General features: G+C 70.8%; 15 protein-coding genes. 6 read left to right on the top strand and 9 right to left on the bottom strand.

Features of this window, described 5'->3' with window-relative positions; genetic code table 11:
- Positions 1-104: 104 nt before the first annotated feature.
- Entirely contained in the window at positions 105-1,715 is a 1,611-nt protein-coding gene (gene mctP, locus AB0B61_RS32450; RefSeq protein ID WP_358439941.1) for a monocarboxylate uptake permease MctP, read from the bottom strand.
- The gene (locus tag AB0B61_RS32455) at positions 1,712-1,921 is read right to left on the bottom strand and encodes a DUF3311 domain-containing protein (RefSeq protein ID WP_358439944.1); all 210 of its coding nucleotides are present in this window, start codon (positions 1,919-1,921) and stop codon (positions 1,712-1,714) included. Before AB0B61_RS32455 ends, mctP begins: the two co-directional genes overlap by 4 nt.
- A 176-nt stretch (positions 1,922-2,097) precedes the next feature.
- Between AB0B61_RS32455 and AB0B61_RS32460 the strand changes: the two genes are divergently transcribed.
- Positions 2,098-2,988 (top strand): SDR family oxidoreductase, encoded by an 891-nt coding sequence (locus AB0B61_RS32460; RefSeq protein WP_358439946.1) that lies wholly within the window; start codon positions 2,098-2,100, stop codon positions 2,986-2,988.
- Positions 2,989-3,028: 40 nt separating this feature from the next.
- On the opposite strand, the gene AB0B61_RS32465 is transcribed toward AB0B61_RS32460, so the two are convergent.
- The 3 genes from AB0B61_RS32465 to AB0B61_RS32475 form a co-directional block, all read right to left on the bottom strand.
- On the bottom strand, positions 3,029-3,970 hold the full coding sequence (locus AB0B61_RS32465) for a WYL domain-containing protein (RefSeq protein WP_358439949.1): 942 nt from the start codon (positions 3,968-3,970) through the stop codon (positions 3,029-3,031).
- Positions 3,952-5,535 carry a CocE/NonD family hydrolase gene (locus AB0B61_RS32470; protein WP_358439951.1) on the bottom strand — a complete coding sequence of 528 codons (1,584 nt, stop codon included), beginning with the start codon at positions 5,533-5,535 and terminating at the stop codon, positions 3,952-3,954. Before AB0B61_RS32470 ends, AB0B61_RS32465 begins: the two co-directional genes overlap by 19 nt.
- Before the next feature lie 63 nt (positions 5,536-5,598).
- Positions 5,599-7,047, bottom strand: coding sequence for a glycosyltransferase family 39 protein (locus tag AB0B61_RS32475; RefSeq protein WP_358439954.1), 1,449 nt, complete (start codon positions 7,045-7,047; stop codon positions 5,599-5,601).
- Between the two features lie 294 nt (positions 7,048-7,341).
- On the opposite strand from AB0B61_RS32475, the gene AB0B61_RS32480 reads away from it, so the two are divergent.
- The 4 genes from AB0B61_RS32480 to AB0B61_RS32495 all read left to right on the top strand — a co-directional run bounded on the left by AB0B61_RS32480 (position 7,342) and on the right by AB0B61_RS32495 (position 12,446).
- Positions 7,342-9,471 carry an anthranilate synthase component I gene (locus AB0B61_RS32480; RefSeq protein ID WP_358439956.1) on the top strand — a complete coding sequence of 710 codons (2,130 nt, stop codon included), beginning with the start codon at positions 7,342-7,344 and terminating at the stop codon, positions 9,469-9,471.
- A gap of 99 nt (positions 9,472-9,570) precedes the next feature.
- Positions 9,571-10,719 (top strand): amidohydrolase family protein, encoded by a 1,149-nt coding sequence (locus tag AB0B61_RS32485; protein ID WP_358439959.1) that lies wholly within the window; start codon positions 9,571-9,573, stop codon positions 10,717-10,719.
- Positions 10,720-10,773: 54 nt separating this feature from the next.
- Entirely contained in the window at positions 10,774-11,667 is an 894-nt protein-coding gene (locus AB0B61_RS32490; RefSeq protein ID WP_358439962.1) for an ATP-binding cassette domain-containing protein, read from the top strand.
- Positions 11,667-12,446: an ABC transporter permease gene (locus AB0B61_RS32495; protein WP_358439964.1), complete on the top strand. Its 780-nt coding sequence runs from the start codon at positions 11,667-11,669 to the stop codon at positions 12,444-12,446. Before AB0B61_RS32490 ends, AB0B61_RS32495 begins: the two co-directional genes overlap by 1 nt.
- Here AB0B61_RS32495 and AB0B61_RS32500 read toward each other — a convergent pair.
- Positions 12,443-12,925, bottom strand: coding sequence for a MarR family transcriptional regulator (locus AB0B61_RS32500; protein ID WP_358439967.1), 483 nt, complete (start codon positions 12,923-12,925; stop codon positions 12,443-12,445). The genes AB0B61_RS32495 and AB0B61_RS32500 overlap by 4 nt on opposite strands.
- A 13-nt stretch (positions 12,926-12,938) precedes the next feature.
- Entirely contained in the window at positions 12,939-13,289 is a 351-nt protein-coding gene (locus AB0B61_RS32505) for a DoxX family protein (RefSeq protein WP_358439970.1), read from the bottom strand.
- 153 nt (positions 13,290-13,442) lie between these two features.
- Here AB0B61_RS32505 and thyX point away from each other — a divergent pair, with 153 nt between their 5' ends.
- A complete protein-coding gene (gene thyX, locus AB0B61_RS32510; RefSeq protein WP_358439973.1) occupies positions 13,443-14,225 on the top strand; it encodes an FAD-dependent thymidylate synthase in 783 nt (260 codons plus the stop codon).
- Between the two features lie 73 nt (positions 14,226-14,298).
- Here thyX and AB0B61_RS32515 read toward each other — a convergent pair whose 3' ends face one another.
- Both AB0B61_RS32515 and AB0B61_RS32520 read right to left on the bottom strand, forming a co-directional pair.
- A complete protein-coding gene (locus AB0B61_RS32515) occupies positions 14,299-14,607 on the bottom strand; it encodes a hypothetical protein (RefSeq protein WP_358439976.1) in 309 nt (102 codons plus the stop codon).
- 3 nt (positions 14,608-14,610) lie between these two features.
- Positions 14,611-15,690, bottom strand: coding sequence for an exo-alpha-sialidase (locus tag AB0B61_RS32520; RefSeq protein ID WP_358439979.1), 1,080 nt, complete (start codon positions 15,688-15,690; stop codon positions 14,611-14,613).
- Between the last annotated feature and the right edge of the window lie 8 nt (positions 15,691-15,698).

Here is a 15,698-nt window from a genome sequence, read left to right on the forward strand (position 1 = left end):
GGCCTACGCTCTGAACCGGCTCCTGACATCTCGTCAATGGGAGGAGATTAGCTTTTCCAGGGGATTAATCCCAATGTCGGCTGGGTTACGGTTTGGCCTAAATGTCACGTCGAGCCGGCCAGGTCGAGGTCCTTGATGCGCGGGTCTCCCTCGTCGGCCGTGTAGTGCTCGGGGGCGGTGCCGTCGGGGCCGTCGGCGACCTTGAGCGCCCGGAACAGCAGCGTGCCGAGCAGCGCCACGATCAGGTTGACGGCCAGCGCCAGGAAGCCCGCGTAGATCGTCATCTTGGTGTCGAGGCCCAGCTTGGCCAGCGCGAACGCCGAGCCGCCGAAGTGCTCGTGCTTGGTGGCCGGGTTGGCGACGTTGTAGAGCATGAGGACGCCGGATCCCATCCCGGCGACCCAGCCCGCGATCAGCCCGCCCTTGTGGAACCAGCGGGTGAACAGGCCGATGGCGACCGACGGCAGCGTCTGCAGGATGATCACGCCGCCGATGAGCTGCAGGTCGATGGAGAACTGCGGGTCGATGAACAGGATGAACAGCACCGCGCCGACCTTCACCACCAGCGAGGTGACCTTGCTGACCCCGGCCTCCTGGGCGTCGGTCGGATCGCGGTTGATGTACTCGCGGTAGATGTTGCGGGTGAACAGGTTGGCCGCCGCGATCGACATGATGGCCGCCGGGACGAGCGCGCCGATGCCGACGGCCGCGAACGCGACGCCCGCGAACCAGTCGGGGAACATCTGGTCGAACAGCTGCGGCACGACGGTGTTGACGTCGGTGCCGATCGGCTTGATCTTCGCCGAGATCGCCATGTACCCGAGCAGCGCGATGAGCGCCAGCAGCAGGCTGTAGGCGGGCAGCGCCGACATGTTCCGCTTGATCACGTCGCGGTTGCGCGAGGCCAGCACGCCGGTGACGCTGTGCGGGTAGAGGAACAGCGCCAGCGCCGAGCCCAGCGCCAGCGTGACGTACTGGAGCTGGTTGTTGGCGTTGAGCAGGGTCCCGTCGCCGGGCGCCGGGGTCGCGGCGAACTTGGCCGTGGCGTCGCCGAAGATCTGGCTCCAGCCGCCCAGCCGGGCCGGGATGTAGATGATCGCGACGAGGATGACCAGGTAGATGAGGATGTCCTTGACGAAGGCGATGAGCGCGGGCGCCCGCAGCCCCGACTGGTAGGTGTAGGCCGCCAGGATCACGAACGCGATGATCAGCGGCAGGTCGGTGAGGAACCCGCTGCCGGACACGCCCATCGTCTTCAGCACGGCCTCGATGCCGACCAGCTGCAGCGCGATGTACGGCATGGTCGCCACGATCCCGGTGATGGCCACCAGCAGCGCCAGCGTCGGCGAGCCGAACCGGACCCGCACGAAGTCGGCCGGCGTGACCAGGCTGTGCACGTGCGACACCGACCACAGCCGCACCATGATGAGGAAGACGATCGGGTAGGTGATCACCGTGTACGGCACCGCGAAGAACCCCGCCGCCCCCGCCCCGAACAGCAGCGCGGGCACGGCCACGAAGGTGTAGGCGGTGTAGAGGTCGCCGCCGATGAGGAACCAGGTGATCCACGCCCCGAAGCTGCGCCCGCCCAGCCCCCACTCGTTGAGGCTGGCCAGGTCGGTGGGCCGGCGCCACCGGGCGGCGAAGAAGCCCATGCCGCTGACCACCAGGAACAGGACGGTGAAGACGATGATCTCGGTCAGGTGCTCGCTCACCGCTGCCTCCGGCGCTTGGTCATCTGGTAGACCAGCGTGGTGGTGATCACGCCGAGGGAGATGAAGGCGATCTGCAGCCAGTAGAACAGCGGGAAGCCCAGCAGCCGGGGCTCGTCGGAGTTGTACAGGAACGTCAGCAGGGGGATGGCGATGGGGAGGAGCAGCAGCCAGTTCCAGGGGCTGCGGTCACTCTTGTCATCGGGCAAGGCGGTCTCCTAGGGGAGATGCGGCTCTTGCCCTCGCAGACTAGTGAGGTGATTATTTCGGTCAGGTCACCGATCGACGAGTGGTCGGCTCCCCGCGACGAACGGTCGGTCCCAGATGAGGCCCGGTCGCGTAAAACATGACAAGAGATGTCCTCTTTCCGGGCGAGCATGGACCCATGATTGCTTTGGTGGCGGGCGCGACCCGTGGAACAGGACGAGGAATAGCGGTTCAGCTGGGCGCGGCCGGTGCGACCGTCTACTGCACCGGCAGATCGACACGGGAGGGCCGCTCGGAGCTGAACCGGCCCGAGACCATCGAGGAGACGGCCGAGCTGGTCACGCGGGCGGGCGGCACCGGCATCGCGGTGCGCGTGGACCACCTGGACCAGGCACAGGTCAAGGCGCTGGCCGAGCGGATCGAGCGCGAGCAGGGACGGCTTGATGTGCTGGTCAACGACGTGTGGGGCGGCGAGCCGCTGTACGAGTGGGACACGCCGGTGTGGAAGCACGACCTGGACAACGGGCTGCGCCTGCTCCGGCTGGCGATCGACACCCACCTCATCACCAGCCACCACCTGCTGCCGCTGCTGATCCGCCACCCGGGCGGCCTGGTGGTCGAGGTGACCGACGGCACCACGGGCTACAACGACACCCACTACCGGGTCTCGCCGTACTACGACCTGGCCAAGGTGTCGGTGAACCGGCTGGCCTTCGGCCAGGCGCACGACCTGGAGCCGTACGGCGGCACGGCGGTGGCGCTCACCCCGGGTTTCCTGCGCTCGGAGGCCATGCTGGAGCTGTTCGGCGTCACCGAGGAGACCTGGCGCGAGGCGGCGCCCGACCCGGCGTGGGCGGTGTCGGAAACCCCGGCCTACGTGGGCCGCGCGGTCGCCGCCCTGGCCGCCGACCCGGACAAGCGGCGCTGGTCGGGCCGGTCGGTCTCCAGCGGCGAGCTGGCCCAGGTGTACGGGTTCACGGACGTGGACGGCAGCCGGCCGGACGTGTGGCGCTTCATCACCGAGGTCCGGGAAGCCGGTAAGGAAGCCGACCCGGAGGACTACCGGTAGAGAGGACTACCGGTAGAGAGGGGCTACCGGTAGAGAGGGGCTACCGGTAGAGGTTCGCCAGCCGGGCCGCCGCCTCGGCGACCAGCGCGCGCAGTTCCGGCGGCTCGAGCACCTCCGCCTCAGGCCCGAAGCGCAGCACCTGGCCGTAGGCCACCTGGACCGACTCCACCCCCAGCCGGACCGTCCCGTCGGGCTGGAGCGAGGCCAGCGCGTCGGGCAGGGCGGCCGGGTCGGCGATGTGGCGCAGCAGGCGCACGCCCGCCTCGCTCAGCCGCAGCGTGATCGTCTCGCGCAGCAGCGAGCGGGTGAACGCCCCCGACTGCCCCGCCCAGAAGGCCGCCAGATCGAAGCCCGGGTCCCGCTCGAAGACCCGGGCGAGCACGTCGATCTCCCCGAACCGGTCCACCCGGTAGATCAGGAACCGCTCGCCGCTCCTGGCCGCCAGATACCAGGCACCGGCCTTGAGCACGAGCCCGTACGGCTCCACCGTCCGCTGCGCGCCCTTGTAGACGGCCGTCACGGCGAGGTCCCGCCAGACGGCCCTGGCCAGCGGCGCGAGCGCGGCCGGAGGCGGGGAGTCGCCGGCGAACCAGCCGGGCGCGTCCAGGTGGAAGCGCTGCGCGGCCGTCGCGGGCGCGTCGCGCACGCCAGGTGACAGCGCCGCGGCGGCCTTCAGCCGGGCCGTCGCGGCCACCTCCTCCAGCCCCATCTCGCGCAGCGCCGCGGGCACACCCGACAGGAACAGCGCCTCCGCCTCGGCCCGGTCGAGCCCGGTCAGCCGGGTACGGTAGCCGTCCAGCAGCCGGTAGCCGCCGCCGCGCCCCCGGTCGGCGTAGACCGGCACCCCCGACTCCGACAGCGCGAGCACGTCGCGGTGGATGGTCCGCTCGGACACCTCCAGCTCCCCGGCCAGCTCCGCGGCCGTCATCCCGCCGCGCCCCTGCAGCAGCAGGAGCAGCGACATCAGCCGCGCGGCGCGCACAGCGGCAGGATCATGGCCGAGGGATGCTCGGGGGAGTGGAACACCTCGACGTCGGCGGGCACCATCTCCCCGCCCAGCCCGAGCGACCGGCCGGTGCCCGGATTGCGGGCGATCGTCGGGTAGGCCCCGGCGGCGACGTGCACCCGGATCCGGTGGTCGCGGGCGAACCGGTGCCCGATCGGCCACAGATCCACCAGCACCCGCCGGATGTCATCGGACGCCGGGCCGGGACCCAGCCGCCGCACGCCCTCGCACACGTTGAGCGAGCGCCCGTCCGGGTGCACGTCGCAGACACGCACGACCACGTCCACGTACGGCGTGCTCGACCGGACGAACAGCTCGGCGCCGACCGGCCCGATCAGCTCCACGTCCGACTCCAGCGCGGCGGAGCTGTAGACGAGCACGTCGCGCCGCGCCTCCAGCCGCCGCTGATCCCTCGGCCGGGAGTCGGCCAGCAGCACCGGGCCGCCGAGCACCGGCGTCGGATGGTCGGGGTGGTAGCGGAAGCGGTCGGGCTCGTCCTCGCCCGGGAGTTCGGTGCCGAGCCCGAAGCCGTGCTGCAGGTGCCACCGCTCCGGCCGCATCTCGGGCACCGGCCAGTCGGGGTAGTCGCGCCACTCCTCGGCCCCCGTCACGTACAGCCGCACCGGATCGGGGCGCAGCCCGGACGGATCGTCCAGCAGGTGCGCGCGGAACCAGGCCAGCGCGTCGGCCATGGCCGGCCGCCCGTGCCGGCGGTCCACGTGATACCAGGGCCCGATCGTCAGGTACGGCCGCCGCCCGGCCGCCCGCATCGCCTGGTAGTCCTTGAGCTGCCACGGCAGGAACACGTCGTACCAGCCGCCCAGCATGGTGACGGCCGCCTCCACCTCGCCGACCTTCGGGGAGAAGTCACGCTTGTCCCAGTACGGCACCGCCGGGTCGGCATGGTGCTCCAGGAGGTTCTGGAAGAAGGGCAGGGGCCGCCCGGCCGACACCTGGTCCAGCTCGGCCACCGGCCGCCCGGACAGGACCGCCCGGCGGGTGAGCCGGGGCGCCGTCAGCATCGCCGTACCGCCGAAGGGGCGGGACATGGCGTCGGTCAGCGTGGTCCAGCTCAGCGCGGACTCCAGCGCGAACGCGCCGCCCACGTAGGCGGCGTCCCGGAACTGCGAGGCGGTGATCTGCGTGGCCATGGCCTTCAGCTCCGGCCCGGCCTCGGCCGCGATGGCCCACTGCGCGTAGCCGAGATAGGAGGGGCCGAACATCGCGAACGACCCGCCGTACCAGGGCTGGGCGCGCATCCAGGCGACGGTGGCCAGGCCGTCGTCGTGCTCGTCGCCGAGGGGGTCCAGCGTCCCGCCCGAGCCGAAACCGCCTCGGCAGCTCTGGATCACCACCTGGAAGCCGCGCCTGGCGAAGCCCCGGCCGCACATCCAGCCGAACAGGCCGCGCCGGCCGTACGGGGAGCGGATCAGGATCACCGGCGCCCGGTCCCCCCTGACCGGCGCGTAATGGTCGGCCAGGAGGGTCACGCCGTCGGGCATCGGAATGGGAAGGTCACGCCGGACCCGCACACGTCGCATTACCTACCAGTAACAGATGCCCCCGGGGTCCGGTAGCCCGGGGGCACCCCAACGGCCGGGGCGTCAGTCGAAGTGCTGGTAGCGGGGCCAGGCCACGCTCCACGGCTGCTTGAGCCCCCGGCACAGGAAGATGCCCATGCCCTGCAGCTCGTTGTCGACGCCGATGCCGTTGTCGACGCGGTCCTTCTGCTCGCAGCTGTCGTACTGGAAGTCCATGCCGCGCGGGCCGATGTTGACCATGACCGCGACGGTGGCGTTCTCGGGCGGCGGGCCGTACTCGTGGAGCTGGTTCTGGCCGCTGTAGACGCGCGGGATCCCGGCGCGCACGAGCGCGCCGTGCTCGCCGTAGCTGCCGGTCATGACGATGGCCCGCGCCTGGTCCGCCGGCGGCAGCGAGCGCAGCACGTTCTGAACCTTGGCAGCGAACTGCGGCCAGCCGATGGACTCGCGCACGACCTCGTCGATCGCCGGCACCGGAGTGGCGGCCAGGCTGGCGGCCGGGATGAGCGGCAGCGCGATCACGGCCGACACCAGGCCGTTCACCACGAGGGACCCGGCGGCCAGGCGTACCTTGCCCAGACCCGCCGCCTCCGCGCTCACGCAGCCCGCCGCGAACAGCAGCAGGATCAGGCCGGCCGTGTAGTCGAAGCGCCCGCCGCTGATCAGCGTCGCCACGGCCGCGGCGGGATAGGCGACGGCCAGCGCCCGCACCCGCCGGTCGCGCCACAGGCGCACCCAGCCGAACGCGCCGATGATCGTCACCACCGGCCCGAACAGCGTGAGCTGCATGGGCACGAACAGCGCCCGCATCTCGCCGCCCCGCTCCCCGCTCAGCGCCGCGGCCATCTTGAGCTGCGGCCAGTCGTGCGTGGCCTGATAGAGCAGGTTCGGTACGGCCAGCGCCGCCGCGATCAGCGCGCCACCCCACAGCCAGGGGCTGGCCAGGATCCGGCGCGGCCCCACGGCCACCAGCCCGACCGCGAGGCCCAGCAGCAGCATGACGATCAGGTGCTTGTTGTAGGTGGCCAGCCCGGCGATCAGCCCGACGGCCGGCCACCACCGTGGCTGCTCGCGCATCAGCGCCTTGGTCATGAACAGGATGGCCGCCGCCCAGAACGGCAGGTCGAAGCTGAGCGTCAGCAGCGTGTGCCCGGCGATGAAGGTGTAGGCGCCGGTCGCCGTGCCGAGCGCGGCCAGGATCTGCGCGACGCCACGGCCGCCCAGCTCGCGGGTGATGAGCGTGACGAGCACGACGAGGATCGCCGCGGCCAGCGCGGGCAGCACCCTGATCCCGAAGAGCGTGTCGCCGAACACGGCGATCGACAGCTTGGCCGCCATCGGCGCCAACGCGGGCTGGTCGACGTACCCCCAGGCGGGGTGCTCGGACAGCACACGGAAGTACATCTCATCGCGGTGATATCCGTAGCTCCCGCTGAGCAGCAGCAGCACCGCGAACAACAAGATCGAGATCAACGTGACCGAGCGCCACGCTAGTAACGGGGGGCGTTCCATGATTGCTAAAGTTAGCCGTTCGTCAGAACTCCCGTCAGGAGTTGCGCACCCCTATTTGCCGGGCGTTTCGCCCATCTGGGGGCGTCCCGGCGCGGGCGCGTTGCGTGATCATCGCGAGCCGGTTACGCTTGCCACATGCGAATCTCGTTGCAGCTTCAGTGGTGGCGCCGCTAGTAGGCGGCGCGTGATTCGCATTCCCAAACGGACGGCCGCCCCGGAAGGCGGCCTTTCTCGTGTCCGCCCCCGGGGCATCAGTGTCGGTGTTCGATCATCGGTTTTCGACAAGGGGCAGCAGTGGAGACGAGCGGATACACCACCGCCGGGGGCATCGGCGTCGAGCGCGAGGTAGGCCAGGTGCCTGAGGAAGCGCTCGAAGAGATCGTGACGGCACTCGGGGAGAGACGCGGCGGCGCCTTCTCCTCCGGAATGGACTACCCGGGCCGCTACAGCCGATGGGCCTTCGGCTACGTCGACCCGTGCCTGGAGCTGGTCGCCAGGGGCCGCCACATCTCGGCCAGGGCGCTCAACGCGCGCGGCCGGGTCGTGCTGCCCGCCGTGGTCTCCTGCCTGCTGGCCGCCGGCAAGCCCGTCGAGGAGCCGACCGCCGACCACGTCGAGGTCTACGTGCCCGAGTCGGGCGACCTGCTCACCGAGGAGATGCGCAGCCGCCGGCCCACCGTGTTCACCGCGATCCGCGAGGTCATCGCCGCCTTCCGGGGCGACGACCCGCACCTTGGCCTCTACGGCTCCTTCGGCTACGACCTGGCCTTCCAGTTCGAGCCGATCAGGCAGGAGCTCGTCCGCCCCGACGACCAGCGTGACCTGGTGCTGCACCTGCCCGACAGACTGGTGGTGATCGACCGCCAGCGCGAGACCAGCGTCGAATACCGCTACGAGTTCACCGTCGACGGCGCCACCACCCGCGGCCTGGAGCGCACCGGCGAGTCCGTGCCCCTCACCGAGCCCGCCGAGGTGCCCGCCGACCCCAAGAGGGGCACATACGCCAAGGTCGTGGCCGCCGCCAAGGAGAAGTTCAAGCGCGGCGACCTGTTCGAGGTCGTGCCCGGCCAGGTCTTCCACGCCCCCTGCACCGACCCGTCGGCCTTCTTCCGCGGCCTGCGGCACAGCAACCCGGCCCCCTACGAGTTCATCATCAGCCTCGGCGAGGGCGAGCACCTCGTCGGCGCCTCGCCCGAGATGTACGTCCGGGTGAGCGGCGACCGCGTCGAGACCTGCCCCATCTCCGGCACGATCGCCCGCGGCAGCAACCCGATCGAGGACGCCGAGGCCATCCGCACCCTCCTGACCAGCGTCAAGGAGGAGTCGGAGCTGACCATGTGCACCGACGTCGACCGCAACGACAAGTCGCGCATCTGCGTGCCCGGCTCCGTCCGGGTCATCGGCCGCCGCCAGATCGAGCTCTACTCCCGCCTGATCCACACCGTCGACCACATCGAGGGCCGGCTGCGCCCCGAGTTCGACGCCCTCGACGCCTTCCTGACCCACATGTGGGCCGTCACGGTCACCGGCGCGCCCAAGACCTGGGCCATGCAGTTCATCGAGGACCATGAGGCCACCACCCGCAGGTGGTACGGCGGCGCCATCGGCTTCATCGGCTTCGACGGCTCCATGAACACCGGCCTGACCCTGCGCACCGCCCAGATCAAGAACGGCCTGGCGACCGTCAGGGCCGGCGCCACGCTGCTGTTCGACTCCGACCCCGAGGCCGAGGAGCGCGAGACCGAGCTCAAGGCCAGCGCCCTGCTCGGCGCCCTGGCCGCGGTCAACCAGCCGCACGCCAAGCCGGTCGTCCCGGTCCGCGAGCAGCCGGGCCAGGGCATGAAGGTGCTGCTCGTCGACCACGAGGACTCCTTCGTCAACACCCTGGCCGACTACTTCCGCCAGGAGGGCGCCGACGTCGTCACGCTGCGCCACGGCTTCCCCTCGGCCATGCTCGACGACATCGCGCCCGACCTCGTCGTCCTGTCACCGGGCCCCGGCTGGCCCTCCGACTTCGGCATGTCGGCGCTCATCGACGAGATCTACGCCCGTGACCTGCCGGTCTTCGGCGTCTGCCTCGGCCTGCAGGCGATGGTCGAGCACGCGGGCGGCTCGCTGGAGCTGCTCGACTACCCCGAGCACGGCAAGCGCGGCCAGGTCACCCGGCTGGGCGGCGGCGACGCGCTGCTCGACGGGCTGCCCGAGGAGTTCGTCGCGGCCCGCTACCACTCCCTGCACGCCAAGCGGGTCGGCGTGGTCGGCTTCACCCCGACCGCGCTGACGCCCGACGGCAACGTCATGGCGATCGAGGACACCGAGCGGCGCCGCTTCGCCGTGCAGTTCCACCCGGAGTCCATCCTCACCGCCGAGGGCGGCGCGGGCGCGCGCGTCATCGCCAATGTGCTCCGCCTCGCCCGCCGGTGAGGGCTCTCAGGTGAGGGCTTTCACACGTGAGGATCTAGCGCGTCTCTCGGGTAGGTAAAACGGCCGCGGGAGCGTGCGGAGGCCACCTAGAGTCTCCGCATGCTCCCCGTAGATCTTCCCGATACGGTGTGTGACGCCCTCCTCGCCCCGCTCGTCGACCACCACTGTCACGGGGTGCGCCGCGACGACCTGTCCAGAGCCCAGTTCGAGCTGCTGATCAACGAGGGCGGCTGCCCCGCGCCGCCGGGCACCACCCACTTCGACGCGCCGATCGGCGCGGCCATCCGCCGCTGGTGCGCGCCCGTGCTCGGCCTGGAACCGCACGCGCCTCCCACCGTCTACCTGGCGCGCCGGGCCGACCTCGGCGCCGACGAGGTCAACCGGCGGCTGCTGCGGGCCGCCGGGGTCGGGACGCTCCTGGTCGACACCGGCATGGAGGGCGCCGAGCTGCTGACCGCCGCCGAGCTGGCCCGCCACGGCGACGCGACCGCGAACGAGGTCGTCGGCATCGAGCAGATCGAGCAGGACGTCGTGGAGATGGCCGAGACGGCCCTCGACTACATGGACAGCCTGGCCGAGGAGCTCACCGCCAGGGCCGCCAGAGCCGTGGCCATGGCGACGGTCATCGGTCACCGGTGCGGCCTCGACTTCGACCCGTCGAGGCCGAGCAGGGGCTCGGTCATCGCGGCGGCCAACCGCCGGCTGTCCGACCCCAAGGAGCCGCTGACCGACCCGATCCTGCTGCGCCACCTGCTGTGGACCGCGGTCGACGTGGCCAGGGACCGCGGCCTGCCCCTGCAGTTCCACGCCGGATTCGGTGATCTGTCCTACCCCGGGGTGCATCGCACCGACCCGGCGCGGATGACTACGTTCGTCAGGGCGCTGCAGCCGGCCGGTGTGCCGGTGGTGCTGCTGCACGGCTACCCGTTCCACCGCCAGGCCGCCTACCTGGCCGGGGTCTTCCCGCACGTCTACGTCGACGCCGGCCTCGCGCTGACCCACAGCGCGGCCGGATCCGCGCGGATCATGGACGAGCTGCTGGAACTGGCGCCGTTCCACAAGCAGCTCTTCGGTTCCGGTTGCCACGGCGTCGCCGAGACCGGCCACCTGGGCGCCCTCTACTTCCGCCGGGCCCTGGCCGCCACGCTGAAGTCGCGGCTCGACGCGGGGGAGTGGAGCGCCGCCGACGCGGCCAGGGTGGCCCACATGATCGGCTCCGGCAATGCCCGCCGGGTCTACCGGCTCTGAATCCTCCTCGGGGAGGAGGTGGCGGAAACCCCATTTCGTGATAATGGCCGCAAGATGAGTGCGATCGAGATTCGAAACCTTCGCAAGGCGTTCGGACCGGTACGCGCGGTCGACGGGGTGTCGTTCACAGTGGAGCCGGGCACCATCACCGGCTACCTTGGCCCGAACGGGGCGGGCAAGACCACCACCCTGCGCAGCCTGCTCGGGCTGTGCACCGCCGATTCCGGCACGGCGCTGGTCAACGGCCGGCGCTACGTCGAGTTACCGCATCCCCTCAGCGAGGTGGGCGCGGTGCTCGAAGCCACCAACTTCCATCCGGGTCGTACGGCCCTCAACCATCTCCGGGTGCTCTGCGCGGCGGCCCGGCTGCCCCGCGAGCGCGCCACGGAGGCGCTGGACCAGGTCGGCCTCGCCGACGTGGCCGGTAAGCGGGTGCAGGTCTTCTCGCTCGGCATGCGGCAGCGGCTGGCGCTGGCCACCGCGCTGATCGGTCATCCCAAGGTGCTCATCCTCGACGAGCCCGCCAACGGGCTCGATCCGGCGGGCATCCAGTGGCTGCGCGGCTTCCTGCGCTACCTGTCCCACGACCAGGGCGCCGCCGTCCTGGTCTCCAGCCACGTGCTGGCCGAGGTCGAGCAGATCGTCGACAACGTGGTGATCATCGCCAAGGGCCGCCTGGTGCGCCAGGGCAGCCTGGCCGAGCTGGTCTCCAACGGCGACGCGGCCGTCAGGGTGCGCACCACGGGGGTCGCCGAGCTCGTCCCGGCCCTCGAACGCGCCGGAGCCACGGTCGAACAGCAGGACGGGTTTCTGCGCGTACGGGGCCTCGAGGCCGAGGACATCGGCCGGATCGCGCTCGACGCGAAGGTCGTGCTGAGCGAGGTCACGCCCGAACGCTCCGACCTGCAGCAGGTCTTCCTGGAGCTGACGGGGGAGGGGCAGGGCTGATGACGCTGATCAGGGCGGAGCTGCTCAAGCTCCGCACCACCAGGCTCTGGTGGGTGATGCTGGGCGTCACGGTCGCCTATGTGCTCCTGCAGCTCGGTCTCACGATCGGGTTCGCCGGCCAGACCGGCCAGAACGGCCGGCAGGTCTTCCCCAGCCGGGGCACTGTGCCCTTCCAGGAGCTCCTGTGGGGGCTCGGTTCGAGCGGCGTGCTGTTCCCGATGATCCTCGGGGTCGTCATGATGACCGCCGAATACCGCTACCAGACCATCACCACCACGTTCCTCGCCACGCCCCGGCGCGAGCGGGTGGTCGTGGCCAAGCTCGGGGCGGGCGTGGTCGTCGGACTGGCCTTCGGGCTGATCGTGCTGGCGCTGACCGCCGTCGCGGTGGTCGTGACGGTCCCGCTGTCCGGCGGTGAACTGGTCCTGTCCGCGAAGGTCCTGCGCATCGCCGCGGGCGTGCTGCTCGTGCTGATCCTCTACACGCTGTTCGGAGTCGGGCTGGGCGCGCTGATCAAGAACCAGCTCGGCGCGATCATCGTGGCGGTGGTGTGGGTGTTCATCGTCGAGGCCCTGGTCACCGCGATCCCCGCGTTGCAGCCCGTCGGCAAGTGGACGCCGGCCGGCGCGGGCGGCGCGGTGACCAACAGCGGCGTCGATCTCGGGCTGGGCACCGCCTACCTGCTGCCGGCCTGGGCGGGCGCCCTGGTGCTGCTCGGGTACGCGGTGCTCTTCTCGGCGGTCGCCTCGGCCACGACGATCCGGCGCGACATCACCTAGCCACAACCTCCGGGCCGCTCTGTCGCGCGGTCGTCCGCCATGCAGGCGCCGAGCTTGGCCCCGACGCTCTGCATGGCGTCGGCCAGCGCGGCGACCTGCTCGGGCGACAGGTGGTCGAACAGCACCTCGCGCAGGGCCCGCGCGTGGTCGGGCGCGATCGCGGTGATGACCGCCCGCCCCTCGGGGGTGATCTCGGCGACGCTGGCCCGGCCGTCGTTCTCGTCGGGCCGCAGCCGTACGTAGCCGCGCTCGACCAGCTTGCTGACCCGGTGGCTCAGGCGGCTGATCGAGACGTTGCCCAGGGTGGCCAGGTCGCTCAGCCGCAACGGCCCGGCCGCCAGCGTGTTGAGCAGGCCGTATTCGATGTGGACCAGCCCGTACGCGCGGAACGTGCGCTCCACCCGCGGAATGCCGACGAGCATCACCGCGAGCAGGCCCTGCCACGCTCGCTGCTCGTCACGGCCGAGCCCCTCGTCCAACAGACCCCCAGCGTCAGAATCGGCCGACCGCGACGATGACCGTCAGCGCCAGCAGTACCAGGTTAACCGCGAAGCTCTCCTTGCGCCGCCGGTGCACCTGGGCGGCGACGATCATGGTGATGCCGAGGCCGACCGCCGCCAGGGGCGTGAGGACCGGGGCGATGCCGGTGGCCCAGGGCAGCACGAGGCCGAGCGCGCCGAGGAACTCCACCACGCCGATAGCCCTGACCTGCGCCTGGCTGAAGTCATCCACCCATCCCATGCGCGCCTGGAACTTCTCCTTGGGCTGGGTGGCCTTCAGGAACCCTCCCACGAGGAAGGCGGCGGCGAGCAGGATCTGGAGGACCCAGAGGACGACGTTCATAAGTTGTCCCTTCAAGTATCGAGAGTGCTGACTGTAGGGCGAAAAACTTGAAGGGACAAGTGTTCGGCCCCGCCCCGCGCCGAGTCGCGCGCGGGTCCGTGACCTGGTTTGCTGGGGGCCATCACATCGCCTAACCCGAGCGGGGGCTCGCCCATGCGCACCGTCGAACCCGAGGTGTTCCTCGTCGCCCGTCCAGAACTCGACTACGACGAGCTCGCCCGCTACCTCGGCGAGGTCGGCGGCGAGAGCTGGCTGGAGCGGCTCGACCGGGGCGACCTCGACGCACAGAACCTGGCCGAGTTCGCCGGGCGCCTGTGCTACCGCTCCTTCGAGCCCGGACTCAACCCCAACGTCGTGCGCATCCGCGAGGACCAGGGCGACTACCTGCGCAACATCCTGGCCAGCGCCCACGGCTCGGTGCTCGAGCACCTCAACTTCAGCTTCGTGCTGCACAACGTCAGCCGCGTGCTCACCCACGAGCTCGTCAGGCACCGTCCCGGGGTGGCCATCTCGCAGGAGTCGCTGCGCTTCGTCCGCCTCGACGAGCTGCCCTTCTGGTTCCCCGAGTGGGCCCAGTCCGACCCCGAGCTGATGAAGCGGGCCACGGCCCTGCTGGAGCAGATGGAGCAGTTCCAGGTCTGGATGGCCGATCACTTCGGGCTCGACGAGGAGGGCGTGCCGTTCTCGGAGAAGAAGCACCGCACCTCGTTCATGCGCCGCTTCGCCCCGGAGGGGCTGGCCACCGGCCTGGTCTGGACGGCCAACGTACGCACGCTGCGGCACACGATCGAGGCGCGCACGGCGGTGGGGGCCGAGGAGGAGATCCGGCTGCTGTTCCAGCACATCGGCGCGCTCATGGTCAAGGAGGCGCCCGCCCTGTTCGGTGACTACGTCATCGAGGACGGGGCCTGGGTCCCGGGCTGGCGCAAGGTGTGAGGTGAAACGGCAGCCGTGAATCAGCGAGGTTCGGCAAGCCGGCGTGATCAGTGCGGCTGACAAGCAGGCATGATCAGGCCAGCGCCGGCATGACGTAGACCTCGGCGCCCGGTGGCAGCGCGCAGTCGAGGCTGCCGAGGCCGCGGGCGTTCTCGCCGCACACGATCATGTTGATGTGCCGGCGGATGCGCCCGTAGTCGTCGCGCAGCCGCTCCTCCAGCAGCGGATGCGTACGCCGCAGCATGTCCAGCGCGGAGCCGAGCGTCGGCGGGGTGTGCTGGTCGGCGGCGACGGCGAAGACCTTCACCTCGCTGTCGCCGCTCACCCAGCGGCGCAGCGAGCTGGGCAGGACGAAGACCACCATCATCACGTTCTTCGCCATGGGCTACAGCACCGCCGCGCGCACGCTGAGCACGTCGGGCAGGTGCCGGACGACCGTCGACCAGGTGCCGCCGTCGTCCCGCGAGCAGTAGACCTCGCCGTCGCGGGTGCCGAAGAACACCCCCGCCTCGGAGGCGGTCATCGCGTCACGCAGCACGCTCGCGTGCACCGGCCCCTCGGGCAGCCCGGCCTCCAGCGGCTGCCAGGTGCCGCCCGCGTCCTGGCTGCGGAAGACCCGGTAGCGGTGATCGACCGGGGTGCGGTCGATGTCGGCGGTCAGCGGCAGCACGTAGACCGTGTCGGGCCGCGCGGGATGCACCACGATCGGGAAGCCGAAGTCGGACGGCAGCGACGCGCCGATGTCGTGCCAGGAGCCGCCGAAGTCGTCGCTGCGATAGACGCCGAAGTGGTGCTGCAGGAAGAGCCGCTCGGGCTGGGATGGGTGCATGCCGACCTTGTGCACGCACTGCCCGTATTCGGGATATTGCTGCCCCTCCGGCATGAACGGCGCGCGGATCCCCTGGTTGGCGGCCTCCCACGAGAGGCCGCCGTCGGTGGTGCGATAGAAGCCGCCCGTCGACACCGCGACGCCCATGACCGCCGGGTCGGTGGGATGGCTGACGACCGTGTGCAGGCACAGCCCGCCGCCGCCCGGTTGCCAGTGCTGCCGGTGCGGGTGCTCCCACAGCCCCTCGGCCAGCTCGTAGGTGACGCCGCGGTCCTCCGAGCGGAACAGCGCGCCGGGCTCCACCCCGGCCCAGACCACCTCGGGCTCGGCCGGCGACGGCGTGAGCTGCCACACCCTGGTCAGGGTCGCGCCTGTCTTCTCGGGGAAGGCGATGGGGGGACGCTCGGCCTCCTGCCAGCTTTCGCCGAGATCGTCGGAGTACATCACCGAGGGGCCGAAGTGGCCGTACTCGATGCCGGCCAGGATTCGCGGCGCGGCGGCGCGCGTGTCGATCGCCACCGAGGTCACGCCGACCGTGGAGAACTGGATCGGCGCCACCTCGTACGGGCCGCCGTCCGTCGAGCGGGCGAGGAACAGGCCCTTGCGGGTGCCGATCGCGAGCACTGCGTCGCTCATAACAAGCT

This window comes from Nonomuraea sp. NPDC049158, assembly GCF_040648335.1.
Lineage (GTDB): Bacteria > Actinomycetota > Actinomycetes > Streptosporangiales > Streptosporangiaceae > Nonomuraea.